Below are 23,175 nucleotides of genomic sequence, written 5' to 3'. Positions count from 1 at the left end.
CCGGCTCAGCCCAGCATCGCGTCGACCAACTCGGCCACGCGGTCCGCGGCCTGCGCCACCGGCACCTGCTCGGACTGCGGTCCCTCGGCGGTGACCACCCGGGGGCGCACCTCGACCACACCGTCGGCCAGACCGCGACCGACCACGACCACCAGCGGCACACCCAGCAGCTCCGCGTCGGCGAACTTCACGCCGGGAGAGACCTTGGGACGGTCGTCGTAGAGCACCTCGATGCCACGAGCGTCCAACGTGGTGGCCAGCGCCTCAGCGGCCTCGAACACCGTGGCGTCCTTGCCGGTGGCCACCACATGCACCTGTGCCGGGGCGACCTGCGCAGGCCAGGCCAGGCCCTTGTCGTCGTGATTCGCCTCGGCCAACGCGGCGAGCACCCGGCTGACCCCGATGCCGTAGGAGCCCATTGTGACGACCTGGGACTTGCCGTTCTGGTCCAGCACAGTCAGACCGAGCGCCTGCGCGTACTTGCGACCCAGCGCGAAGATGTGGCCGATCTCGATGCCGCGGGCCAGCTCCAGCGGGCCGGAGCCGTCCGGGGCGGGGTCACCGGCGCGCACCTCGGCGGCCTCCACGGTGCCGTCCGCGGTGAAGTCGCGGCCCGCCACCAGATCGAAGACGTGCTTGCCGGGCTGGTTGGCACCGGTGATCCACCGGGTGCCGGGGACCACACGCGGGTCGAGCAGGTACCGCACCGCAGTACGACCCTCCTCGTCGACCGCCTTGCCCTCCGGGTTGGGGCCGAGCGCGCCAGGGCCGATGTAGCCCTTGACCAGCTCGGGGTGCGCGGCGAAGTCGGCCTCGGTGGCAGTCTCCACCTCCGCCGGGCTGACACCGGCCTCCAGACGCTTGAGGTCGACCTCACGGTCACCGGGCAGGCCGACGACCAGGAGCTCACGCTCACCGGTGGGGTGTACCAGGGCCAACACCACGTTCTTCAGGGTGTCGGCGGCGGTCCACGCCCGGTCCGCGCGCGGGTGCTGGGCGTTGGCCACCGCGACCAGCGAGTCGATGGTCGGGGTGTCCGGGGTGTCCTCCACATGCGCGGCCGGGGCATCGGAGGCGTCCACCGGCTCCGGGGCCACGGTGGTGACCGCCTCGACGTTGGCGGCGTAGCCACCGGGCGACCGGACGAAGGTGTCCTCGCCGATCGCGGTGGGGGTGAGGAACTCCTCGGACCGCGAGCCCCCCATCGCACCGGAGGTAGCCGCCACGATGACGTACTCCAGCCCCAACCGCTGGAAGATCCGCTGGTAGGCGTCACGCTGCCGCTGGTAGGAGGCCTCCAGCCCGGCGTCGTCCAGGTCGAAGGAGTAGGCGTCCTTCATGATGAACTCGCGGCCACGGATCAGACCGGCGCGGGGACGTGCCTCATCGCGGTACTTGGTCTGGATCTGGTAGAGCGCCAGCGGCAACTCCTTGTAGGAGGAGTACATGTCCTTGACCAGGAGGGTGAACATCTCCTCGTGGGTGGGTGCCAGCAGGTAGTCCACCTCTCGGCGGTCCTGGAGCCGGAACAGGTTCGGGCCGTACTCGGTCCATCGACCGGTGGCCTCATAGGGCTCCCGGGGCAGCAGCGCCGGGAAGTGCACTTCCTGCGCGCCGGCGGCAGCCATCTCCTCACGCACCACCTGCTCGACCTTGGCCAGCACCCGCAGGCCCAGCGGCAGCCAGGTGTAGATGCCGGGGGCGGCACGGCGGATGTACCCGGCGCGGACCAGCAGCTTGTGGCTGGCCACCTCGGCGTCGGCGGGGTCCTCCCGCAACGTGCGGAGGAAGAGCGTGGAGAGGCGTAGCAGCATGGGGTGCAGCCTAGTGCGGGGCGCGGGGTGGAGGCAGTGAGCTGATCGGCGGCGGGGACAGGACACCCTCGCAGGCCGTCGGGTACAACCTGCGAGGGCGTGCCCGGCGAGGTCCCCTGTGTCTTCCCCGCCGGGCGTCCCTGCATGTCGGCGACGACCACAGCCGGCACCGACAGCTCCCACACCGGCCCGAGGGCCGGCCCCTGCTGTGGGAGGCGACTCCCGTGTGAGGAGCGCAAAGATGACTCTAGTCATGATTGCTATGACTGGAGTGCACGACAGGCTGTGACTGGGTGGTCGCAGGCACGATGACAGTGGTGTGCGCCACCATGTGGGGTATGCCGGAGCTGCCAGAGGTGGAGTCATTGCGGGCCTTCCTGTCCGAGCGAGCAGTCGGCAGAACGGTGACCGCAGTCGAGGTCGGGGCGATCAGCGCGCTGAAGACCTTCTCCCCCGGGCCCGATGCCCTGGTCGGTGGCACGGTGGAATCCGCCGCGCGGCACGGCAAGTGGCTGGACCTGCAGGTGTCGCCCTCGCTCCACCTGGTGTTCCACCTCGCCCGAGCCGGCTGGCTGCGCTGGTCGGAGACCATGCCGACGACCACGGTGCGACCGGGGCGCTCCCCGTTGGCCCTGCGGATACGTCTGGACGACGGCTCCGGGTTCGATCTGACCGAGGCGGGCACCCGCAAACGTCTGGCGGTCTCTGTGGTGCATGATCCCGCACAGGTGCCCCAGATCGCCTCACTGGGCGTCGAGCCGCTGTCCGCGGACTTCACCATCGATCGACTCGCCGCACTGATGGCGGCGAAGAACCAGCAGATCAAGGGTCTGCTGCGCGACCAGGGCACCATCGCCGGGATCGGCAACGCCTACTCCGACGAGATCCTGCTGGTCGCCCGCACCAGCCCGTTCGCCCTCACCCGCTCCTTCGACGCCGAGCACATCGCACGCCTGCACGCTGCGGTGCTGTCCGTGCTCGGCGAGGCGATCAGCTCCGCTGCGGGGCGTCCGGCCGCCGAGCTCAAGGACGCCAAACGACGTGGCATGCGGGTGCACGGGCGCACCGGAGAACTGTGCCCCGGGTGGAACGGGGTCCCCTGCGGGGACACGGTGCACGAGGTGTCCTTCGCGGACTCCTCGCTGCAGTACTGCCCCACCTGTCAGACCGGGGGCAAGCCACTGGCCGACCGGCGGATGTCCCGGCTGCTGCGCTAGGTCGGATCAGAACAGCACGGTGGCGTAGGTCCCCACCTGACGGAAGCCGACCCTGCGGTAGGCCGCGAGCGCGCGCTCGTTGTACCCGTTGGCATACAGCGACACCACGGGCGCGACCTGGCGACGAGTCGCGGTCACCACCGCCGCCATCCCAGATTCGGACAGTCCTTCACCGCGCCGGTCCGGGCGCACCCATACCCCCTGGATCTGGGCGACGCCACCGGCCACCGCCCCGAGTTCGGCCTTGAACACCACCTGCCCGGACCGATCCATGCGGACGAAGGAGCGCCGATCACGGATCAGACCACGCACCCGGGCCTCGTAGGCGCCACCCGATCCGGCCAGCGGGGAGTAGCCCACCTCCTCAGTGAACATCTGCACGCAGGCAGGCAGCACCGCGTCGAACTCCTCCGGGCGGCTCAGGCGCACCGTCGGGTCCGGTTCCACCGCCGGATCGTGGTCCACCACCATCGACGGCTGGTCATCCCGGACCTCGCGCACCCGGCCCCATGCCGGTCGCAACCGGTCCCAGAGCCCGAGCGCGGCCGGAGCCTGGCCGACGATGGACGAGCACCGCCGCCCCTGCGCACGACCGAAGGCACCGAACGTCTCCAGCGCGTGGTCAGTGATCGCCGCCGACCGCACCGCATCGGTGTCCGGCAGGGTCGGGATCACCGGGACCAGATTGGCCCCGGACCAGCAGATCGCCACCAGCAGCCCGTCGACCTCGTACCCCCACAGATGCCCACCGGTGCGACGCAGCCCGACCCGGGTCGCCTGCTCGAGCCGGACGGTGGCCAGCACCGAGGCCACCGGGTCCAGCGCGCATACGGCCAACGCGGCGGGTAGGTCGTCGTCACCGAGAACCCGACCATGTCCCGGACCGCTCCGGACACCGATGCCCGCCGCGGTCACGACGTCCCTCATGACACCGACACCACCGGGGCCGCGCCCTCCACCGGGGTCATCTGGTCGGCGATCCGCATCGCCTCGTCGATCAGCGTCTGCACGATGGCGTGCTCGGGAACGGTGCGAACCACCTGACCCTTGACGAAGATCTGGCCCTTGCCGTTGCCGGAGGCCACCCCGAGATCAGCCTCCCGGGCCTCCCCCGGTCCGTTGACCACGCACCCCATCACCGCCACCCGCAGCGGCACGGTCAGCCCCTCCAACCCGGCGGTCACCCGCTCGGCAAGGTCGTAGACATCCACCTGCGCCCGACCGCAGGACGGACAGGAGACGATCTCCAGCTTGCGCGGACGCAGGTTGAGCGACTGCAGAATCTGGATGCCGACCTTGACCTCCTCCACCGGCGGGGCGGACAGCGAGACCCGGATCGTGTCGCCGATCCCCTGGCTGAGCAGCGCGCCGAAGGCGGTGGCGGATTTGATCGTGCCCTGGAACGCCGGCCCGGCCTCAGTGACGCCCAGGTGCAGCGGCCAGTCACCGCGTTCGGACAGCAGCTGATAGGCGCGGACCGTGACCACCGGATCGTGGTGCTTCACCGAGATCTTGAAGTCGTGAAAGTCGTGTTCCTCGAACAGTGACGCTTCCCAGACCGCCGACTCCACCAGGGCCTCGGGGGTGGCCTTGCCATATTTGGCGAGCAGGCGTGGGTCGAGGGAACCCGCGTTCACGCCGATCCGCAGGGAGACCTCCGCCTGCTCGGCGGCCCGGGCAATCTGCCGCACCTGGTCGTCGAAGGCGCGGATGTTGCCCGGGTTCACCCGCACAGCGGCGCAGCCCGCATCGATGGCGGCGTAGACATACCGCGGCTGGAAGTGGATGTCGGCCACCACCGGGATCTGCGACTTGCGGGCAATGGCCGGCAGCGCGTCGGCGTCGTCCTGGCTGGGCACGGCCACCCGGACGATGTCGCAGCCTGCCGCGGTCAGCTCCGCGATCTGCTGCAGGGTGGCGTTGACATCCGCGGTCACCGTCGTGGTCATCGACTGGACGCTGACCGGCGCGTCCCCTCCGACCTCGACACTGCCCACCCGGATCTTCCTGGTGGGGCGCCGCGGGGCCAGGACCGGGGGTGGCGGCTCGGGCATCCCCAGGGCGATCGGCGTGGTCACGGGCTCATCATCGCACCGCATCGCGCCGCCGCATCCGCTGAGGTCACCCCGTGATCGGGTTCACGATGTCGGCGTACATCAACACCAGGCTCATGCCGCCGAGCAGCACGAACACCCCCAATGCCAAGGGCTGCAGGCGGGCCGCGTCGGCGGGGCGCGGGCGGGGCAAGCCACGCAGTCGAGCGATCTGCCGCTTGAGGCCCTCCCAGAGCGCCGCGGCCACGTGTCCTCCGTCCAAGGGAACCAGCGGGATCAGGTTGAAGACGAACAGCGCCAGGTTGAGCGAGGCGATCAGGCTCAACATGCTCGCGACCCGCTGGGCAAGCCCTGCCCCGTCAGCCGCGCCGATCTCCCCAGCGATCTGACCGACGCCCACCAGACTGATCACGCCATTCGGGTCACGCTCCCCGCCACCAAAGGCGGACTGACCGGTGTTCCACAGCGTGACCGGCAAGGTCGCCACCGCCTTGGCGGTCTGCCAGGTGCCATCCGCCGCCAGACCGATCGCCTCGGAGAGCGGCTGGCGCACCAGCTCGTCCGCCGGGCTGATCCCCACGAACCCGACCTCGGTGGTCAGCACCGTGCCGTCCTCATCGGTGAGCGCAACACCGTTCTCGTCCACCTGCGGTCGCTCGGCTGCCACCGGGGTGATCTGCAAACTCAGCGTCTGACCATCCCGGTCCACCACGATCGGCACCGTCCGCCCGGCATCCGCCCGGATCAGTTGGAAGACCTGGTCCCAGGAGTCGATGGACTGCCCGTTGTAGGACACGATCCGGTCGCCCGGCTCCAGACCGGCGGCCGCACCGGGTGAGATCGGGTCGTCGTCGGTGCAGGTGGTCGCGGTCGAACCGGCGGGCAGCACGCACTCGCTCACCGAGGCCAGCGTCGTCGACGACTGGGGCGTGCCGATCCCGACGTAGATCACGCCGAGCAGCACCACGGCGATCACCAGGTTCATTACCGGTCCGCCGAGCATCACCACCAGCTTCTTGGGGGTGGAGAGCCGGTAGAACGCGCGGTGGTCCTCCCCCGGCCGGATCTCCTCCGCGCTCGCTTCCCGCGCCTCTGCGGCAATCCGGCTGAAGAAGCCCCGCACCGGCGGGTTGCCCACCGCATCCGGAGTCGGGTACATCCCGATCAACCGCACGTAGCCACCCAAGGGGATCGCCTTCACCCCGTACTCGGTCTCCCCCTTGGTGCGGGACCAGAGCGTGGGTCCGAAGCCGACCATGTACTGGCTGACCCGGACCCCGAACTTCTTGGCGGGCACCATGTGCCCGACCTCGTGCAGCGCGATGGAGACCAACACGCCCACGACCAGGATCAGCACACCGATCGCGTAGGCCATTTCTCACTCCATCCTCGCTGCGAACCGGAACATGGTGCCGCACCAGTCTGGGTGTCCGCTGGACGTTCACTCCTCGGATGGTGCCGTGTCCGCCACGACCCGGTTCCGGCCGTCACGTTTGGCGCGGTACATCAACGCATCGGCCCGGGCGATCACCGCCTGCGGGCTCTCGCCGGGGCGCACCATCGTCACCCCGACGCTGGCCGTCACCTGGACCCCGACCTGCGCGGCCACCGCCTCGGTCAGCGCCCGCCGGAGCCGCTCGGCGGTCTGCGCCGCGGCGGCTCGATCCAGCCCCGGTGCCACCGCCACGAACTCCTCACCGCCGAGCCGGGCCACCACGTCACCTGAGCGCAGTCCCCGTTCCAGCACCGTCGCCACCGTGGCCAGCACTCGGTCCCCGGTCTCGTGGCCGTAGGCGTCGTTGATCTGCTTGAAGTGATCCAGATCCAGGTACACCAGCGCCACCGGGATGCCGGAGGCGACCAACCGGGCCTGATAGACCAGCTCGTCATCCAATCGGCGTCGATTGGCCGCCCCGGTCAGCGGATCGCGGTAGGCCATCTCCCGCATGCTCGCCGCCTCGGCGCTGGCGTACCGGGCGGCCTGCAACGCCCGGGTGGCCTGCTCTTTGCTGCGGGACAGCACGTGGAGCATGGCGGTCAGTACACCGAGGTAGATCCCGTAGCGGACCAGGTCCAGCACATGGTGACGGTGCTGGGGCTGCCCGATCAGGGCACCGCTGCCCACCGCCAGGATCACCAGGATGACCACCGCCGCATGCAGACCGGCCTGGCGGGTGTCGAAGATCACGTAGCCGATCACCAGGAACAGCACCAGCCCCATGAACACGGTGGGGAACAGCTCGTCCCAGCCGCCGCCCCGTTCCGGCGGCAGGGCGAGCCGCAGACCCAACATCACCAACCAGCCTGCGTCCAGGACGATCAACACGAGCCGCGAGGCGACCACCACCGCCGACGGATGCCGCAGCACCAGCCACCCGAAGACGCCGATCACGAGCCCCAGCGCCGGGAACGCCCCTCGGGTCACCGGGTCGGACCAGCGCAGGGCTGCCACCACCACCAGAGTGACCAGTCCCACGCCCAGGCACACCACCAGCACACGTCGGATCGCCGCGGAGGTCGGGTCGTCAGGCCGGCGCGTACTCGACCCCTGCCGGTGCGGGGCGCTCATCCGGGCACGCTAACCCGCACGTCCTGGGGTGTCAGCCCTCCAGCCAGGAGTTCACCCGCGCCGACGGGCCCCATTGCCAGGTCCGGGGTCCGGACCGAAGCTGGGCCCATGAGCTCGTTCACGCCGACCTGGCGCTCCCGGTCCGCCCCGCTGTCCAGCGTGCTGTGGCAGACCACCGCGCCGGACCGGAGTCCGACCGATCCCCTGGACGGCGACAGCACCGCGGAGGTGGTCATCATCGGTGCCGGGGCGAGCGGGCTCTGGGCGGCCTGGGCTCTGCTTGATGCCGACCCCGCCCTGGACGTGCTGGTGATCGACGCGGGAACCGTGGCGGACGGGGCGTCGGGACGGGGCATCGGCGCGTGTTCGGCCTGGAGCGGGGATCTTCCGCGCCGGCCCCGGTCCAGGCCGGACAGCCCACCGGGCTTGACCATGGCCCTGTTGCGGGACGCGGTGATCGAGGTCGGTGGCACCGTGGCCGCTGAACAGATCGACTGCGACTTCCAGTACCGGGGCGCGCTGCGTCTGGCTCGGGACACCAGGGGGTTCACCCGGCTGGGTCGGACTCTCGACCCGGCCACCGAGGACCGGCCCCTCGATGTCAGCGCCGTAGCCCGTCGGGTGCTGGTGAACGGGGCGGTCGGCGGGATCGACACCGCCGATTGCGCCACCGTGCAACCGGTGCTGCTGCTGCGCGGTCTGGCCGAGGCCCTGGTGTCCCGTGGGGCTCGGATCGCCGAGCACACCCGGGCGCTACGGATTAGTCCCGGCGCGGTGGTGAGCGACCAGGGCATCATCCGGGCGGACCGCATCGTCCAGGCCACCGGGGCGTGCAGCGTCCCGGGCGGCCGCTGGCAACCCTCAGCTGTGTCAGAGGCGGGCTGGGCGACCGAACCCGCGTCGCCCGCGCTGTGGGAGCAGGTCGGGTTGCGGCCCGGGCAGCTGCTCCACCTCGACGGCCCGGACGCCGTGCGTCTGGTGCGCACCGCCGACGACCGGGCTGTGCTGGTCACCGCCGCTCGGCGCGGGTGGCGGCGCGGCGGGGTCAGATCTCTGCACCGTCGACTGGCCACGCTGATTCCCGCGCTCGGTCAGCTGCCGGTCAGCCAGCGCTGGTCGTGGTCACGTGCCGCGATGACGCCCTACCCGGTGGGGCTCGATGCGGACGGGATCGGTTGGGTCGGCGGGCACGGACCGGAGCCGTTCGCCGCGGCGAACCTCTCGGGTCGGGTGCTGGCGGACCTGCTCACCGGATCGGACACCGCGCTGGTGCGGGCCGGCGGGTGACCGGGCTGATCCGCCGGATCACCGGGACCCACGCAGGATCTCACCGGCGCGGGCGCGCGCCCACTCCTCGGCGGCGAGCACCTGGTCCAGGGTGGTGGACGTCCCGGTGTCCCGGTGGTCGCCCAGGACGGCGTGCACCGTCCGCACAATGTCGAGGAACCCGCAGCCACCGGCCAAGAACGCCGCCACCGCGACCTCATTCGCCGCATTGAGCACGGCCGGGTGCGTCGCCGAACTCGCCACCGCCGACCGGGCCAGGTCCACGGCGGGGAACGCGGCGGTGTCCAGCGGCTCGAAGGTCCACGCAGCGGCGGTAGTCCAGTCGCAGGCGGGCACCGCATCCGGCACCCGGTCCGGCCAGCCCAGTCCGAGCGCGATCGGCAGCCGCATATCCGGCGGTGAGGCCTGCGCCAGAGTGGAGCCGTCGACGAACTCGACCATCGAGTGCACCACCGACTGCGGGTGCACCACCACGGCGATGTCCTGCGCGGGGACATCGAACAGCCAGTGGGCCTCGATCAGCTCCAAGCCCTTGTTGACCAGGGTCGCGGAGTTGATCGTGACCACCGGCCCCATCCGCCAGGTGGGGTGGGCGAGCGCCTGCGCCGGGGTCACCGCCGCCAGATCCGCCATCCCACGGCCGCGGAACGGGCCACCGGAGGCCGTCAGCACCAGTCGGCGCACCTCCGCGCGCCGCCCACCACGCAGCGCCTGTGCCAGCGCCGAGTGCTCGGAGTCGACCGGGACGATCTGATCGGGTCGCTGCTGTGCCTGCCGGACCAGCGCGCCACCGGCCACCAGTGACTCCTTGTTGGCGAGTGCCAGGGTGGTACCGGCGCGCAACGTCGCCAGCGTCGGACCCAGCCCGACGGACCCGGTGATCCCGTTGAGCACCACATCCACCGGGCTCGCGGCGACCTGCTCGACGGCCTGCGGTCCACCGAGCAGGTCGACACCGTCAGCAGGCAGTCCCGCAGCGACCGCGTGGCGGGCGTAGGCGGCACGGACCGCGTCGGTCGCGCGAGGATCAGCGACCGCAACGGTGCGCACCCGCAGCCGCACCGCCTGCGCGGCCAGAGCATCCGGATCAGAACCCCCCGCGGCAATGCCGGTCACCCGAAAGCGCTCCGGGTTGCGCAGCACCACGTCCTCCGCCTGGACCCCGATCGATCCGGTGGAGCCGAGCAGGACGATGTCGCGGCGGGCGGTCATGCCGCCGGGCTCACTCCGCGGCGAGCAGGACGTCGACCGCCCGCTCCAGGAACGCGTCCACCGAGGCCTCGTCGTAGGCGCGCTTGCCCTTGGCCCGCGCGAAGACAGTGGTGCGCAGCTCCTGGGCGGTCAGCGGCTGGTTCCGGTCGAAGTAGGCGACCAATCGGTGGCAGACGTCGTCCACCTGCTCGACGTCGTAGCCGGCCGCGCGCCCGGCCGGCGGGGCGAACCGCTCACCGTCGGGTCGGGTCAGCCGGCCGTACAGGGTGCGGGCTTGGTCGGCCAAGTGCTCCAGCCAGGCCTGACGACCCCGCTCGTTGATGAAGTCCGCGCGGGACCGAGCAACGAACGCCGCTTCCAGCCGGTCCAGTGCCGCATCCACCGCGGTGGTGGAGTAGCCGTGCCGGACCAGGTCGAAGGCAGCCGTGCGCACGTCCTTGCCGGTGAGCGCGCCAGCGGGGCCCTGCTCGTAGACGGTCCGAGCGTGAGCGAAGAAGTCGTCGACTTCTTCCGTGTGATACCCGGTGCTCAGCCCGGAGACCCGCCGGAACATGCCGCCGTCGCTCATTCAGTCCTCCTCAGCCGCCAACTGACCGCAGGCGCCGTCGATGTCGCTGCCCCGAGTGTCCCGCACCGTGGTGGGGATCCCGTGTGCCCGCAAGCGTGCCACGAACTCGGCCTCGACCGCGGGATCGCTCGCCGTCCACTTGGAACCGGGGGTCGGATTCAACGGGATCGGGTTGCAGTGCACCCAGCCGCGTCCGCGCCGGTTCAGCTCGGTGCCGAGCAGATCGGCGCGCCACGCCTGGTCGTTGATGTCCCGCATCAACGCGTACTCGATCGACACCCGGCGACCGGTGGCCTCGAAGTACCGCCGCGCGGAGTCGAGCACCTCCTTCACCGAGAATCGGCTGTTCATCGGCACCAGTTCGGAGCGCAGCTCGTCATCGGGCGCGTGCAGGGACAACGCCAGGGTGACCGGGATGCCCTCACCGGCCAACTTGTCCATCGCCGGGGCCAGACCGACGGTGGAGACGGTGATGTTGCGGGCACTCATCCCGAAGCCCTGCGGCGTCGGGGCGGTCAGCGCTCGCACCGTGGCCATCACGGTCTTGTAGTTGGCCAGCGGCTCGCCCATGCCCATGAACACGACATTCGACAGTCGGGTTTCCCCGCCGGGCACCTCACCGGCTGCCAGCGACCGGGCGGCCGACCGCACCTGCTCGATGATCTCCGCCGGGGACAGGTTGCGGGTCAGGCCCAGCTGCCCCGTGGCGCAGAACGGGCAGGCCATGCCACAACCGGCCTGGGAGGACACGCACAGGGTGGTCCGGTTGGCGTAGCGCATCAGCACCGACTCGACCTTGGCCCCGTCGAACAGGTGCCACAGGGTCTTCACGGTGGTGCCGCCGTCCGCGTGCAGAGTGCGGGCGGCGGTGAGCAGCTGCGGGAACATCGCCTCGACCAGCTTGTCCCGGCTGGCAGCCGGCAGGTCGGTCATCGCCGACGGGTCGGAGGTGAGGTGACTGAAGTAGTGGGTGGCCAACTGCTTGGCACGCAGCGGCTTCTCCCCCAGCTCCACCACCTTGGCCACCCGCTCGTCCGGGGTCAGATCCGCGAAGTGCTTCGGCGGCTTGCCACGGGCACCCCGGGCGGGCGTGGACAGATTGAGTGCGACGGGGGTCGAGGTCATACGAAGCTCCGGCGAGTTGACGGCTGGGGTGGTGGCGGCGATCAGGCCGCGACCGGCTGCAGCGCGTGCAGCAGCAGGTAGATCACGGGGGCGGCGAGCAGCAGCGAGTCGATCCGGTCCAGCACACCACCGTGGCCGGGAAGCAGACTGCCCATGTCCTTGAGTTCGAGGTCCCGCTTGAGCAGGGACTCCGCGAGGTCACCCAACGTGGCCACCGCGACCGCCGCCACCCCGAGCAGAGCACCGACCGCCGGGTCACCATCGAACATGAGGTGCACACCAAGCACCCCGACCACACAGGCCAACACCAGCGACCCCGCCAAACCTTCCCAGGTCTTCTTGGGGCTCACCGACGGGGCCAGCGGATGCCGTCCGATCAGCACGCCGACGGCATACCCACCGGTGTCATTGGCCACGCAGAGCAGCACGAACAGCGCCACCCGGGCCGCCCCGTCCGCCTCCGCCAGCATCAGCATGACAAAGCCACCCATCAGCGGCAGGTAGGCCGCCGCGAGGGTGCCCGCCGTCGCATCGCGCAGCGCTGCGGGCCCGGACCCGTCGAGCACCCGCCAGATCACCAGCCCACCGACCGTCAGCACGAAGGCCACGAACAGCGCCTCCGGCCCGGCCACATAGGCCGAGATCAGGATGCCGATGTCCCCGACCAGCAAGGGCAGCAACGGGATGTGCACCCCGCGCCGGGCGAATGCCTGGGCGAGCTCCCACAGTCCAGCGCCGACCGCCGCGACCGCGATCACCCCGAAGAGCTCCTTGCGGAAGATCAACGAGGCGACGACGACCAGGAGCAGGCCGACACCCACCGCGATGGCGACCGGAAGATTCCGGCCGGCGCGCGGGGGTGCGGGGGCGACGGTGCTGGACATGGGGCGCTCAGACCTCGAGGAGCTCGTTCTCCTTGGCGGCGAGCACGGTGTCGATGGTGTCGACGTGGCTCTTGGTCAGCGCCTCCAGCTCCTTCTCCGCGCGCGCGACCTCGTCCTCGCCGACGTCGCCGTCCTTGACCAGCTTGTCCAGCCCGTCCTTGGCCCGGCGGCGCACGCTACGGATCGAGATCTTGGCGTCCTCGGCCTTGGTCTTGGCCAGCTTCACGTAGTCCTTGCGACGCTCCTCGGTGAGGGCGGGCAGGATGATCCGGATCGCGTTGCCGTCGTTGCTCGGGTTGACGCCGAGGTCGGAGTCACGCAGCGCCTTCTCGATCGCGGCCATCGCGGTCTTGTCGAAGGGCGAGATCAGCACAGTGCGCGCCTCGGTCACCTGGAAGGACGCGAGCTGCTGCAGCGGGGTCGGCGCGCCGTAGTAGTCCACGACGATCTTGTTGAACATCGCGGCGTTGGCACGGCCGGTGCGGATCGCGGCGAAGTCCTCCTTGGCGACCTCGACGGCCTTGTCCATCTTGTCCTCGGCCTCGAGGAGGATGTCGTCGATCACGGTGGCTCCTTTGGTTCTGTGGTCCGCGGATGCTGGGCGGGTCGGTCAGTCCTCGGTGACCAGCGTCCCGATCTTCTCACCCCGGAGTGCACGGGTGACATTCCCCGGCTCCTCCAGCCCGAAGACGCGCATCCGCACGCCGTTGTCGCGGCACATGCTCAGCGCGGTGGAGTCCATCACGCCGAGCTCGCCGACGATGGCCTCGGTGTAGGTCAGGTGGTCCAGACGCCGGGCGCTGGGGTCGGTGCGCGGGTCGGCGGTGTAGACACCGTCGACGCCGTTCTTGCCCATCAGGACCTCGTCGCAGTGCGTCTCCAGAGCACGCTGCACGGAGACGGTGTCGGTGGAGAAGTACGGCAGCCCCGCGCCGGCACCGAAGATCACGACCCGGTTCTTCTCCAGGTGACGGATCGCCCGCAGCGGGATGTACGGCTCAGCGACTTGCCCCATGGTGATTGCGGTCTGCACCCGGGTGCTGACCCCGGCCTGCTCCAGGAAGTCCTGCAGGGCCAGGCAGTTCATCACAGTGCCGAGCATGCCCATGTAGTCGGCACGGGCCCGGTCCAGCCCCATGGTGGCCAGCTGCGCCCCGCGGAAGAAGTTCCCGCCGCCGACCACGATGGCAACCTGCACGCCGTCAGCCACCGCGGCACCGATCTCGCTGGCGATCCGGCGGACGACTGCGGCGTCCAGACCGATCGCGCCACCACCGAAGGCCTCACCGGACAGCTTCAGCAGCACCCGCCGTGCGGTGCGCTCCTCGCCGGTCGTCTCTTCGATCATGGTGGCCATGGGGTCCCTCCGGGAGTCGTCGGCTGGCGGTGGTGCGGTGGTTCTCGCGCCGGTGGCCCCGACCCTGTACGGGCCGGGGCCACCGGATGCGTGGTGCGTCAGGCGCCGACGCGGTACCGGACGAATCCGGTGACAGTGCCGCCGGCCTCGGTCAGGACCTGACCGACCGACTTCTTGGGGTCCTTGGCGAAGGGCTGGTCCAGCAGGACGACCTCCTTGAAGAACCCGTTCAGGCGACCCTCGACGATCTTGGGGAGCGCGGCCTCCGGCTTGCCCTCGTTGCGGGAGGTCTCCTCGGCGATCCGACGCTCGTTCTCGACCGTCTCGGCCGGAACCTCGTCACGGGTGAGGTACGACGGGGAGAACGCTGCGATGTGCGTGGCGATGTCCCGGGCGATCTCGGCACCCTTGGCGTCGGTGGCGACCAGCACGCCGACCTGCGGCGGGAGGTCCTTGTTCACCTTGTGCAGGTAGACGGTGACCTTCTCACCGGCGACCCGCTCCAGGCGGCGCACGACCAGCTTCTCGCCCAGCACGGCGGCGGTCTCGTCGACGACCTCCGACAGCGGCTTGCCGTCGACGTCCGCCGCGAGCAGCGCGTCCGCGTCACGGGCACCGGAGGCGACCGCGGTGGCGAGCACCTTCTCGGACAGGGTGATGAAGGTGGCGTTCTTGGTGACGAAGTCCGTCTCCGAGTTCACCTCGACGATGACGCCGACCTCGTTCTCGCCGTCGCCGGCGGTGATGACCTCAGCGGCCACCAGACCGTCGGAGGCAGAGCGGCTCTCCCGCTTGGAGACGCCCTTGAGGCCCTTGACGCGGATGATCTCCAGCGCCTTGTCCTTGTCGCCGGAGGCCTCCTCGAGCGCCTTCTTGACGTCCATCATGCCGGCACCGGTGGCCTCGCGGAGGTCCTTGATGTCGGACAGGCTGTAGTTCGCCATCTGTGTATCCGTCCTTGTGGTCGTGGGTGTCAGTTGGCGGTCTCGTCGCCGGACTCCGCGGCCGGGGCCTCGGTGGTCTCGGCGGCGGGAGCCTCGGCAACAGCCTCAGCGGCGGGGGCCTCGACCGCAGCCTCAGCGGCCGGGGCAGCCGGGGCCTCAGCAGCCTCGGAACCGGCGAGCAGCTCACGCTCCCACTCGGCCAGCGGCTCGGCCTCAGTGGTGGCGGCGGCCCCCTCGTTCTGACCCGAACGGGCGGCGTGACGGGCCATGGTGCCCTCGGCCGCGGCGTCGGCGATCACGCGGGTCAGCAGCTGCACGGCGCGAATGGCGTCGTCGTTGCCCGGGATCGGGAAGTCGACCTGGTCGGGGTCGCAGTTGGTGTCCAGGATCGCCACGACCGGGATGCCCAGCTTGCGCGCCTCGTCGACGGCCAGGTGCTCCTTGTTGGTGTCCACGATCCACACGGCCGAGGGAACCCGGGCCATGTCGCGGATACCACCGAGGGTCTTGGCGAGCTTGTCCTTCTCACGACGCATGATGAGCAGCTCCTTCTTGGTGAAGGCGCTCCCCGCGACGTCGTCGAAGTCGATGAGCTCAAGCTCCTTGAGGCGCTGCAGACGCTTGTTGACGGTCTGGAAGTTGGTGAGCATGCCACCGAGCCAGCGCTGGTTCACGTAGGGCATGCCCACGCGGGCGGCCTGCTCGGCGATCGGCTCCTGCGCCTGCTTCTTGGTGCCGACGAACAGGATGCTGCCGCCGTGGGCGACGGTCTCCTTGACGAACTCGTAGGCGCGGTCGATGTACGACAGCGACTGCTGCAGGTCAACGATGTAGATGCCGTTGCGCTCGGTGAAGATGAAGCGCTTCATCTTCGGGTTCCACCGGCGGGTCTGGTGTCCGAAGTGGACACCGCTCTCGAGCAGCTGGCGCATGGTCACGACGGCCATGGCACGTCCTTCCGGCGCGCCCAGTGGGGCGCGCAGCATGATCGCGGGCTCCACACTCAGCGGGGCCCGCTCGTCCGGTTGTCGATGCCGTCCGGGTGGGCGGCATCCCTGGCGCCACGCCTGTGCCGACACCACCTGGTTGCCCGGGTGGACCGCTGCCGACGTCGGCCCGCCGGTGAGGGCGGTGGTGACGCGCGATGTCGACCGACAGATGCCGGTCGCGAGCAGCAGTCTACCGGACGCCACCGCTACCTCGAGCGCCGTCAACGTGGCTCTGCTCACCCGGCCCAACACTGTCCACAACGACCGGGGACGATCGATCGTCCCCAGAACGTTCCCGCGCCGCCTGACCGGGCCCGCCCACCGCAGCCACGGTGGGCCGATGCTGCGCTCCGTCACCCATCTGCGATCCACCACCCGACTAGCCGTGCTGCTGAGTGCGGCCACGGTGCTCGTCGCCGTCGGCCTGTCCGGCCTGCACCGCGCCAGCGCCCAGTCGGCCCCCGCATCACCCGGCGACGACTGGACCGTTCCGGTGCCCGGCCCACTGTTGCGCGGATTCGAGAAGCCTGCCCAACGCTGGTCCCCCGGCCACCGCGGGGTCGACCTCGATGCCACGGTCGGCGAGGCGGTGCTGGCACCCAGGACCGGAACGGTCAGCTTTGCGGGCACCGTGGTCGACCGGCCAGTGCTGACGATCACCCACGATGACGGTCTGCGCAGTTCGCTGGAACCGGTGAGCGCCACTGTGGCAGTCGGTGACCGGGTGTCCGCGGGGCAGCCGGTCGGCACGCTCGGCGGCGGACCCACGCACTGCGATCCGCGCGGGTGTCTGCACTGGGGTGTGCGCGAGGGCCAGGAGTACCTGGACCCCTGGTTGCTGCTGCACGGCGGTCCGATCGTGCTGCTCCCGGACTCCGGGGCGTCAGACCCGCTCGGCCTCGGTCAGTCGGCTGCGCAGACGCACCATGGCGGCGGTGTGCATCTGCGAGATGCGCGACTCGGTGACCCCCAACACTCGGCCGATCTCCGCCAGGGTCATGCCCTCGTAGTAGTAGAGGACCAGGACCAGTTTCTCCCGCTCGCCGAGCTGGTCGATGGCGCGGGCCAGCAGGAACTTGGTCTCCTGCGCTTCCATGGAGTCACCCGGATCAGGGGTCCGGTCATCGCCGAGCGTGTCGAGCAACGACAGCCGATCGGCATCGCCAGCACCCAGCAACTCGTCCAATGCCGCGACGTTCACCGTCGACAGCTGAGTGAACAGGGCACGCAGCTCGCGCAGGTCCACCTGCAACCGTCCCGCGACCTCACGCTCAGTGGGCACCCGGTGCAGCTCGGACTCCAACTCGGCGTAGGCACGGTCGACCGCCCGGGCCTTGGTCCGCACCGACCGCGGGATCCAATCCATCGCCCGCAGCTCATCCAGGATCGCACCGCGGATCCGTGAGGAGGCGTAGGTCTCGAACTTCACCGAGCGGCCGAGCTCATACTTCTCGATCGCGTCGATCAGACCGAACATGCCGTACGACACCAGGTCCGCCTGCTCGACCATCGCGGGCAACCGCATGCCGACCCGACCCGCGACCGCGGCCACCAGGGGCGCGTAGTGCAGAATCAGCCGCTCGCGGACCACCCGGTCGCCGGTGGTTTTGAACGCGAGCCAGTCCTGAGCGACCCGATCCAGCGTGAGCTGCGGCTCAACGTCCTCCGGCGGAAGCGAGCCCTCCAGAGCGTCCAGCTCGGATCGCCCGCCGTCCAGATTGTCCGACTCGGGCAGCAGGACATCGGGGTCGGGCAGCGGCTCGACGAGGGTCAGGTGCCCAGGGGCGGGGACCAGCGCCTCCAACGCTTCGGTTACCACCACCGCATCGACCAGCGCCTCGGCCAGGTCTCCACCGTCGGTGAGCAACACGACGGTGGCGAGCTCAGGCTCTGGCTGCGGCGACTCCTCGACCCCGCTCTGGTGCGGGATGACACCGAGCGGCGCGGCGAGCCCGCGGGAGGCAGCACCGGGGGCGGTGTGCTGCTCGACCGGCACAGTCATGATGGTCTCCGTCTCGCGGGTCATGCGCGGGGGTGAGCTTGCTCGAAGGACGCGCGGAGGCGGTCCGCGGTCACGTGGGTGTAGCGCTGGGTGGTGGCGAGGCTGGAGTGACCGAGCACCTCCTGCACGCTGCGCAGGTCGGAGCCACCTTCCAAGAGATGCGTGGCGGCGCTGTGCCGCAGCGCATGCGGGGCGACATCATCCACTCCGGCAACCTGCGCCACGGCATGCACGGCGCTGCGGAGCTGGCGCTGGTCGACCCGGCCACCACGCCGACCCAGGAACAGGGCAGGCCCGGACCCGTCAACGGCCAGTGCGGGGCGGCCACGGCCCAGCCACTGTCGGGTCGCATCCACCGCAGGCTCCCCCACCGGCACGACGCGCTCCTTGCCGCCCTTGCCCAGCACCCGCAGCGTCCGCTCGGCCAGATCCAGGTCGTCAACATCGGCGCGGCAGAGTTCGCCGACCCGCACACCGGTGGCATAGAGCAGCTCCAGCGCCGCCCAGTCCCGCAGGTGGATCGGGTCCTCGTCATCGGCGCGGGTGCGGGCCACATCGAGCAGGTCGGCGGCGGAGTCCTGGCTGAGCACCGTCGGCAGCGTCGAGCTCGGGCGGGCCGATCCCAGACGCAGCGCGGGGTCCTGCGCGATCCTTCCGGTGCGTGCCGCCCATCCGAAGAACGTCCGGACTGCGGCACCACGGCGGGCCAACGTCGCGCGACTGCGGTCGGCGGCGGCCATCGAGGCGAGCCAGCCGCGCAGCACGGTCAGGTCCACTCCGACCAGCCCCGGGGTGCCGTGCCGTCGGGCGTAGCCCTCCAGCGCGCGCAGGTCGCTGCGATAGGCCCGCACGGTGTGCTCGGACAGACCGCGCTGCGCCCGCAAGTGGAGCACGAAGGCGTCGACGAGCGCGTCATCCGCGACCGTCTCCTGCGCTCCTGCCTCCTGCTGCACCGCTCTAGGGTGACCGTCACACCACCGGGCGACAAGCACCGTGTGTGAGGAATCACCCACCCCTGGGGGAATCACGGGTATATGTCCGGTTTTCCGGGTCCGTTTCCGCACCGAACGGGTGATCCTGGCGGGTCCGAGTTCAGCCGGAGCCGCTCCGCGACGATGCACTGGGCCCTTCGACCCAGCCACTGTCCCCCATCAGCGTGACTACCCTCGTCCCCCGTGGGTGTCCGCGCGGGGCACCCGTACCGGTCGGCGCCGCACCCTCCGGAACACCCGCGGTGCAGCCCGGAAGGACCCCCCTCATGGCTTACGAACTGGACGCGTTCATCGCGCCCCTGCACGTGGCACGGGAGCTGAGCACCCGGCTGCCCGGCACGACCCTGGTGCCGCTGCGGTCGGACCTGGCCCTGGTCCTGCGACCGGACGATGTCGAGTTGATCGAACCCGAGCAGGTCACCGCCACGCTGGACGGGCTCACGGTCGCGCGGGTGGAGGCCGACTTCTTCGGCGGGACCGGCTGGCAGAGCGCCTGGTTCTACCGCGATGGTCGACTCGAGTGGTCCGATGTCGAGAACCCGACCACCGACCCCGATGCGGCGACCTGGCCGATCAACCGCGCCTTGGCCGACCTCGGGCACCGGCCGACGCGCCGCGCCCCGTGGAACCCGGCGCTGCTGCTCGACTCCTTCGGGGATGTCGGCCTCGGGCATTGCCACTCCAACAACAGCTGGGTCCACTTCGCGCATGAGGGCGGCGATGGCGCGGCGATCACCCGGTCCGAGGAGCGGTCGGCGCAGCGGTTCGTCGGCTGACCCCCGCCGCACCGTCCGCGCGTCACCCCGGTCGCAGCGACCACCGTCCCTCGGCGGAGCGCCGCACCAGCCCGGCGAGATCGAGCAATCCCAACTCCGCCTCCACCTCGACCAGCGCGAGCCCGGCCCGGGCGGCGAGGGTGGGCACACCGATCGGATGCCGGCTCAGTGCATCGAGCACCCGCGCCCGTCGACTCCCGGGCGGGGCGGCGGCACGGTTGGCCTCGCGCAGCCAGGCAGGTGCGGGCACCCCGAGCGTGAGCCCGCTGCCGGGAGAGGGGTGAGAGGCACCCCTGGTCGCAGGCCCACCGACCCCGCCGCCGCGCGCGACCGTCACCGCAGGGGCGTCCTGTGCCGGTTCGGCCAGTGTCGGGGCCTGAGCACGCGTGGCCGGGACCGCCTCCGCGTTGGGCCCTGCGAGCAGCTCGATCACCTCGTCGGCATCGGTGACGCAAACGGCCGCGCCGTTCCGGAGCAGCTGGTGGCATCCCGCCGAGGACGGTGACGTGACCGGGCCGGGGACGGCACCGAGCGGACGCAGCAGCTCCCCCGCATGGTGCGCGGTGCTGAGCGCCCCGGACCGCCACCCCGCCTCGACCACCACGGTGGCACCAGCCAGCGCGGCGATCAGCCGATTGCGGAGCAGGAATCGTGACCGGCTGGGCGGCCGACCGGGTGGGCTCTCCGCGACGACGGCACCGCCTTGTTCGATGATCCTGCGCAGCAGGCCGGTGTTTCCCGCCGGGCTGAGGTGATCCGGCCCACCGGCGAGCAGGGCGATGGTGCCGGCCCGGTCACCGTCCACGCTGAGCGCGCCGTGGTGGGCGGCCGCGTCGATGCCGTAGGCACCACCGGAGATCACCGTGACACCCGCGCGGACCAGCTCGGCGGCGAGGTCACCGGCGACGCGCTCGCCGTAGTCGCTGGCGGCGCGGGCACCCACCACGGCCACCGCCCGTTCCACCAGCAGGTCGAGCCGGGCCTCGCCCCGGACCCACAGGCACAACGGGACGGTGCCACCCAGGTCAGTCAGCCGGTCGGGCCAGCCGGGTCGTCCGGGGATCAGGGGGAGCGCCCCGATCCGGGCGGCCTGGGACAGCAGCAGTCGGGGGTCGATGCCCAGCCGCGGGGTCCAACGGTCGACCGCCCGAGTGAGGACGCGCAGTGCACGGGCCGGGTCGCGGATCAGCGGAGTGTCGTCGGCCCGGAGCCCGAGAGCCTGCTCGCCACCGGTGCCGGTGTCCCCCGCGTCCTCACCGGCGGGCTCCGGGGTCGACCCGGTGGCCGCGTCCAGCTCACGCACCCGGGTGATCAGCATCCGCGCCGCCTCCCGTGCCGAGCGTTCACGTGCGCACCGCAGCCACTGCCACGCTTCCACCGCACCGAGCGCGTCGACCACGGCCACGGCGGCCGGGTCACCTGGTTCGGTGCACGAGGACCAGGCCACCCGGGCGAGCAGTTCGGCGTCGTCGTCCTGGCTCATCGGTCACCCCCTCGGGTCCGGAGCAGCAGCGCGCGGCCGACGTCCTCGCGGGTGGGTGCGGTGGCTCCGGCCAGATCGGCCAGGGTCCAGGCGACCCGCAGCACCCGGTCGGCACCGCGCAGGGTGAGCCGTCCAGCCTCGAGTGCCCGGTCCAGGTCGGTGAGCGCCGCGGGCCGTGGTCCGAGCAGAGCACGCAGCTCATTGCCGCTGGCCTCGGAGTTGAGCGACCAGGGATACGGGGCCCAGCGTGCGTTCTGGGCGGCCCGCGCGGACCGGACCCGGGCAGCGACGGTGGCGGTGGACTCACCCGGGCCTTCACCCCGCGTCCGGCGCACCGCGGGCACGTCGATCTGGAGATCCACCCGGTCGAGCAGCGGTCCCTCCAACCGAGTGCGGTACCGCCGCCGCTCATGCGGGGTGCAGAGGCAGTCGCGGCCCCGGCCAGTGGCCTGACCGCAGGGGCAGGGGTTGGCAGCCAGCACCAATTGGAAGCGCGCCGGGAAGCGCACGGCACCACCGCTGCGGTGCACGATCATGTGTCCGGTCTCCAGCGGTTGCCGCAGCGTCTGTAGGACTCGGGTGTCGAACTCCGGTGCCTCGTCCAGGAATAGCACCCCGCGATGAGCACGGGAGGCGGCACCGGGCCGGGGCCACCCGGAGCCGCCGCCGACGATGCTGGGGGCGGTGGCGGTGTGGTGCGGGTCCTCGTACGGCGGTCGACGCAGCAGCCCCGCGCTGGGATCGAAGGTGCCCGCCACCGAGTGAACGGCGCTGACCTCGACCGCGTCGGCCTCGCTCAGGTCCGGCAGCAGCCCGGGCATTCGGGAGGCCAGCATGGTTTTGCCCGCACCCGGCGGACCGCTGAGCAGCAGATGGTGCCCGCCGGCCGCGGCGACCTCCACCGCGTGCCGGGCCTCGCGTTGACCGAGCACGTCGGACAGGTCCGCACTGTCGGGGCTCTGCGCCGCAGTGCCGCGGTGCGCGGGAACGGGTGCCAGCGCGGGAACCGGGATATCCCCGCCGTGCAGTCGCACCACCTCCGCCAGACTGGTGCACCCGATGACCTCCGCATCCCGCACCAGGCTGGCCTCAGCCACATCAGCGGTGGGCACCACGATCCTGGTCCTGCCGCGGGACACCGCCTCAGCAACCGCAGGCAGCACCCCACGCACCGGACGCAGCCGCCCGTCCAGGCCGAGCTCACCCAGATGCACCACATCCCTGCTGCGGGTGGGATCGAGCGCCTCGGCGGCGCCCAGCACGGCCACCGCGACGGCGAGGTCGAAGCCCGGCCCATGTTTGGGCAGCGCAGCCGGGGACAGGTTCACCGTGATCCGTCGCGCCGGCCAGCCCAGCCCGGCGGAGGACACCGCAGCGCGGACCCGACTGCGCGATTCGGTGAGCGACGCGTCGGGCAGGCCCACCAGGGTGAAGGAAGGCAACGCCGAGGCCAGATGTGCCTCCACCTCGACCAGCTGGGCGGTCATGCCGTGCAATCCCACGGACAGTGCTCGGCCGAGGGCGGTCATCGCTCCCCCGCCAGCAGCTCGTAGCGGACGGGCCCGTGCGACGGGAGCAGCACCGCCAACACCTCGACCCGGATGCCCGCGGGCCGACAGTGGTGAGCGGCCAGCCACAGCCCGGTCAGGCGTCGGAGCCGGTGCAGCTTCTGTGCGGTGACGGCCTCCGCCGGGTGGCCGAATCCCACCCCGGTACGGGTCTTGACCTCGACCACGGCGAGCTGGTCCCCGTCCAGGGTGATCAGGTCGAGTTCACCGGCTGCACAGCGCCAGTTGCGGTCGACCACCTGGCGGCCTCGGGCGATCAGCCAGGCGGCGGCCAGATCCTCGCCGCGTTGACCGATGAGTCGTGTCCGGGACATCGCGTCACCTCCACGACTGA

General features: G+C 71.0%; 20 protein-coding genes and 2 pseudogenes. 4 read left to right on the top strand and 18 right to left on the bottom strand.

Annotation, left to right across the window (positions count from 1 at the left end; all coding sequences use genetic code 11):
- Positions 1–5: 5 nt before the first annotated feature.
- Positions 6–1,814 carry a proline--tRNA ligase gene (locus AB0N78_RS07535; RefSeq protein ID WP_363387823.1) on the bottom strand — a complete coding sequence of 603 codons (1,809 nt, stop codon included), beginning with the start codon at positions 1,812–1,814 and terminating at the stop codon, positions 6–8.
- 338 nt (positions 1,815–2,152) lie between these two features.
- Here AB0N78_RS07535 and AB0N78_RS07530 point away from each other — a divergent pair, with 338 nt between their 5' ends.
- Positions 2,153–3,031 (top strand): DNA-formamidopyrimidine glycosylase family protein, encoded by an 879-nt coding sequence (locus AB0N78_RS07530; RefSeq protein WP_363387820.1) that lies wholly within the window; start codon positions 2,153–2,155, stop codon positions 3,029–3,031.
- Positions 3,032–3,037: 6 nt separating this feature from the next.
- Here the strand turns inward: AB0N78_RS07530 and AB0N78_RS07525 are convergent, their stop codons facing one another.
- From AB0N78_RS07525 to AB0N78_RS07510, 4 genes are all read right to left on the bottom strand, one after another.
- Positions 3,038–3,958: a GNAT family N-acetyltransferase gene (locus tag AB0N78_RS07525; protein ID WP_363387817.1), complete on the bottom strand. Its 921-nt coding sequence runs from the start codon at positions 3,956–3,958 to the stop codon at positions 3,038–3,040.
- Complete coding sequence (gene ispG, locus AB0N78_RS07520) at positions 3,955–5,085, bottom strand: flavodoxin-dependent (E)-4-hydroxy-3-methylbut-2-enyl-diphosphate synthase (RefSeq protein ID WP_363388253.1); 1,131 nt, start codon at positions 5,083–5,085, stop codon at positions 3,955–3,957. Before ispG ends, AB0N78_RS07525 begins: the two co-directional genes overlap by 4 nt.
- Before the next feature lie 67 nt (positions 5,086–5,152).
- Positions 5,153–6,460: a site-2 protease family protein gene (locus tag AB0N78_RS07515; protein WP_363387814.1), complete on the bottom strand. Its 1,308-nt coding sequence runs from the start codon at positions 6,458–6,460 to the stop codon at positions 5,153–5,155.
- A 66-nt stretch (positions 6,461–6,526) separates the two neighbouring features.
- Positions 6,527–7,654 carry a GGDEF domain-containing protein gene (locus AB0N78_RS07510; protein WP_363387811.1) on the bottom strand — a complete coding sequence of 376 codons (1,128 nt, stop codon included), beginning with the start codon at positions 7,652–7,654 and terminating at the stop codon, positions 6,527–6,529.
- 108 nt (positions 7,655–7,762) lie between these two features.
- Here AB0N78_RS07510 and AB0N78_RS07505 point away from each other — a divergent pair, with 108 nt between their 5' ends.
- Positions 7,763–8,941: an FAD-dependent oxidoreductase gene (locus AB0N78_RS07505; protein WP_363387808.1), complete on the top strand. Its 1,179-nt coding sequence runs from the start codon at positions 7,763–7,765 to the stop codon at positions 8,939–8,941.
- 18 nt (positions 8,942–8,959) lie between these two features.
- Here the strand turns inward: AB0N78_RS07505 and dxr are convergent, their stop codons facing one another.
- The 8 genes from dxr to rpsB all read right to left on the bottom strand — a co-directional run bounded on the left by dxr (position 8,960) and on the right by rpsB (position 15,978).
- Positions 8,960–10,153, bottom strand: a complete 1,194-nt coding sequence (gene dxr / locus AB0N78_RS07500; protein ID WP_363387805.1) for a 1-deoxy-D-xylulose-5-phosphate reductoisomerase — start codon at positions 10,151–10,153, stop codon at positions 8,960–8,962.
- Positions 10,154–10,163: 10 nt separating this feature from the next.
- Entirely contained in the window at positions 10,164–10,721 is a 558-nt protein-coding gene (locus tag AB0N78_RS07495; RefSeq protein ID WP_363387802.1) for a DivIVA domain-containing protein, read from the bottom strand.
- A complete protein-coding gene (gene rlmN, locus AB0N78_RS07490; protein ID WP_363387799.1) occupies positions 10,722–11,846 on the bottom strand; it encodes a 23S rRNA (adenine(2503)-C(2))-methyltransferase RlmN in 1,125 nt (374 codons plus the stop codon).
- Positions 11,847–11,887: 41 nt separating this feature from the next.
- Positions 11,888–12,730: a phosphatidate cytidylyltransferase gene (locus tag AB0N78_RS07485; RefSeq protein WP_363387797.1), complete on the bottom strand. Its 843-nt coding sequence runs from the start codon at positions 12,728–12,730 to the stop codon at positions 11,888–11,890.
- Positions 12,731–12,737: 7 nt separating this feature from the next.
- Positions 12,738–13,295 carry a ribosome recycling factor gene (gene frr / locus AB0N78_RS07480; RefSeq protein WP_363387794.1) on the bottom strand — a complete coding sequence of 186 codons (558 nt, stop codon included), beginning with the start codon at positions 13,293–13,295 and terminating at the stop codon, positions 12,738–12,740.
- Between the two features lie 45 nt (positions 13,296–13,340).
- Positions 13,341–14,078 (bottom strand): UMP kinase, encoded by a 738-nt coding sequence (pyrH, locus tag AB0N78_RS07475; RefSeq protein WP_363388250.1) that lies wholly within the window; start codon positions 14,076–14,078, stop codon positions 13,341–13,343.
- A 107-nt stretch (positions 14,079–14,185) separates the two neighbouring features.
- Positions 14,186–15,031 carry a translation elongation factor Ts gene (gene tsf, locus AB0N78_RS07470; protein ID WP_363387791.1) on the bottom strand — a complete coding sequence of 282 codons (846 nt, stop codon included), beginning with the start codon at positions 15,029–15,031 and terminating at the stop codon, positions 14,186–14,188.
- Between the two features lie 29 nt (positions 15,032–15,060).
- Positions 15,061–15,978, bottom strand: coding sequence for a 30S ribosomal protein S2 (gene rpsB, locus AB0N78_RS07465; RefSeq protein WP_363387788.1), 918 nt, complete (start codon positions 15,976–15,978; stop codon positions 15,061–15,063).
- Between rpsB and AB0N78_RS07460 the strand changes: the two are divergent.
- A pseudogene (locus tag AB0N78_RS07460) lies at positions 15,866–16,840 on the top strand (M23 family metallopeptidase); the annotation flags it as partial. The gene rpsB and the pseudogene AB0N78_RS07460 overlap by 113 nt on opposite strands.
- 63 nt (positions 16,841–16,903) lie before the next feature.
- Here the strand turns inward: AB0N78_RS07460 and whiG are convergent.
- Both whiG and AB0N78_RS07450 read right to left on the bottom strand, forming a co-directional pair.
- Positions 16,904–17,665, bottom strand: a pseudogene (gene whiG, locus AB0N78_RS07455) (RNA polymerase sigma factor WhiG); the annotation flags it as partial.
- 377 nt (positions 17,666–18,042) lie between these two features.
- Complete coding sequence (locus tag AB0N78_RS07450; protein WP_363387785.1) at positions 18,043–18,975, bottom strand: tyrosine recombinase XerC; 933 nt, start codon at positions 18,973–18,975, stop codon at positions 18,043–18,045.
- A 305-nt stretch (positions 18,976–19,280) separates the two neighbouring features.
- Here AB0N78_RS07450 and AB0N78_RS07445 point away from each other — a divergent pair, with 305 nt between their 5' ends.
- Entirely contained in the window at positions 19,281–19,790 is a 510-nt protein-coding gene (locus AB0N78_RS07445) for a hypothetical protein (protein WP_363387782.1), read from the top strand.
- A gap of 22 nt (positions 19,791–19,812) precedes the next feature.
- On the opposite strand, the gene dprA is transcribed toward AB0N78_RS07445, so the two are convergent.
- From dprA to AB0N78_RS07430, 3 genes are read right to left on the bottom strand one after another with little or no spacing between them, the layout of a single operon-like run.
- Complete coding sequence (dprA, locus tag AB0N78_RS07440) at positions 19,813–21,273, bottom strand: DNA-processing protein DprA (protein ID WP_363387779.1); 1,461 nt, start codon at positions 21,271–21,273, stop codon at positions 19,813–19,815.
- The gene (locus AB0N78_RS07435) at positions 21,270–22,802 is read right to left on the bottom strand and encodes a YifB family Mg chelatase-like AAA ATPase (RefSeq protein WP_363387776.1); all 1,533 of its coding nucleotides are present in this window, start codon (positions 22,800–22,802) and stop codon (positions 21,270–21,272) included. The genes dprA and AB0N78_RS07435 overlap by 4 nt, the downstream gene beginning before the upstream one ends.
- Entirely contained in the window at positions 22,799–23,155 is a 357-nt protein-coding gene (locus tag AB0N78_RS07430) for a YraN family protein (RefSeq protein WP_363387773.1), read from the bottom strand. The genes AB0N78_RS07435 and AB0N78_RS07430 overlap by 4 nt, the downstream gene beginning before the upstream one ends.
- Positions 23,156–23,175: the final 20 nt, after the last annotated feature.

It is taken from the genome of Cellulomonas sp. NPDC089187 (genome assembly GCF_040685135.1).
Taxonomy (GTDB): Bacteria; Actinomycetota; Actinomycetes; order Actinomycetales; family Cellulomonadaceae; genus Cellulomonas.
The sequence above is the reverse complement of the archived record's forward strand: the minus strand, read 5'-3'. Positions and strand labels throughout refer to the sequence as shown.

Bases quoted from the DNA above. Each gene is read 5' to 3' on its own strand.
- AB0N78_RS07535 (WP_363387823.1), bottom strand. From the start codon at position 1,814: ATGCTGCTACGCCTCTCCACGCTCTTCCTCCGCACGTTGCGGGAGGAC.
- AB0N78_RS07530 (WP_363387820.1), top strand. From the start codon at position 2,153: ATGCCGGAGCTGCCAGAGGTGGAGTCATTGCGGGCCTTCCTGTCCGAG.
- AB0N78_RS07525 (WP_363387817.1), bottom strand. From the start codon at position 3,958: ATGAGGGACGTCGTGACCGCGGCGGGCATCGGTGTCCGGAGCGGTCCG.
- ispG (WP_363388253.1), bottom strand. From the start codon at position 5,085: ATGCCCGAGCCGCCACCCCCGGTCCTGGCCCCGCGGCGCCCCACCAGG.
- AB0N78_RS07515 (WP_363387814.1), bottom strand. From the start codon at position 6,460: ATGGCCTACGCGATCGGTGTGCTGATCCTGGTCGTGGGCGTGTTGGTC.
- AB0N78_RS07510 (WP_363387811.1), bottom strand. From the start codon at position 7,654: ATGAGCGCCCCGCACCGGCAGGGGTCGAGTACGCGCCGGCCTGACGAC.
- AB0N78_RS07505 (WP_363387808.1), top strand. From the start codon at position 7,763: ATGAGCTCGTTCACGCCGACCTGGCGCTCCCGGTCCGCCCCGCTGTCC.
- dxr (WP_363387805.1), bottom strand. From the start codon at position 10,153: ATGACCGCCCGCCGCGACATCGTCCTGCTCGGCTCCACCGGATCGATC.
- AB0N78_RS07495 (WP_363387802.1), bottom strand. From the start codon at position 10,721: ATGAGCGACGGCGGCATGTTCCGGCGGGTCTCCGGGCTGAGCACCGGG.
- rlmN (WP_363387799.1), bottom strand. From the start codon at position 11,846: ATGACCTCGACCCCCGTCGCACTCAATCTGTCCACGCCCGCCCGGGGT.
- AB0N78_RS07485 (WP_363387797.1), bottom strand. From the start codon at position 12,730: ATGTCCAGCACCGTCGCCCCCGCACCCCCGCGCGCCGGCCGGAATCTT.
- pyrH (WP_363388250.1), bottom strand. From the start codon at position 14,078: ATGATCGAAGAGACGACCGGCGAGGAGCGCACCGCACGGCGGGTGCTG.
- tsf (WP_363387791.1), bottom strand. From the start codon at position 15,031: ATGGCGAACTACAGCCTGTCCGACATCAAGGACCTCCGCGAGGCCACC.
- rpsB (WP_363387788.1), bottom strand. From the start codon at position 15,978: ATGGCCGTCGTGACCATGCGCCAGCTGCTCGAGAGCGGTGTCCACTTC.
- AB0N78_RS07445 (WP_363387782.1), top strand. From the start codon at position 19,281: ATGGCTTACGAACTGGACGCGTTCATCGCGCCCCTGCACGTGGCACGG.
- dprA (WP_363387779.1), bottom strand. From the start codon at position 21,273: ATGAGCCAGGACGACGACGCCGAACTGCTCGCCCGGGTGGCCTGGTCC.
- AB0N78_RS07435 (WP_363387776.1), bottom strand. From the start codon at position 22,802: ATGACCGCCCTCGGCCGAGCACTGTCCGTGGGATTGCACGGCATGACC.
- AB0N78_RS07430 (WP_363387773.1), bottom strand. From the start codon at position 23,155: ATGTCCCGGACACGACTCATCGGTCAACGCGGCGAGGATCTGGCCGCC.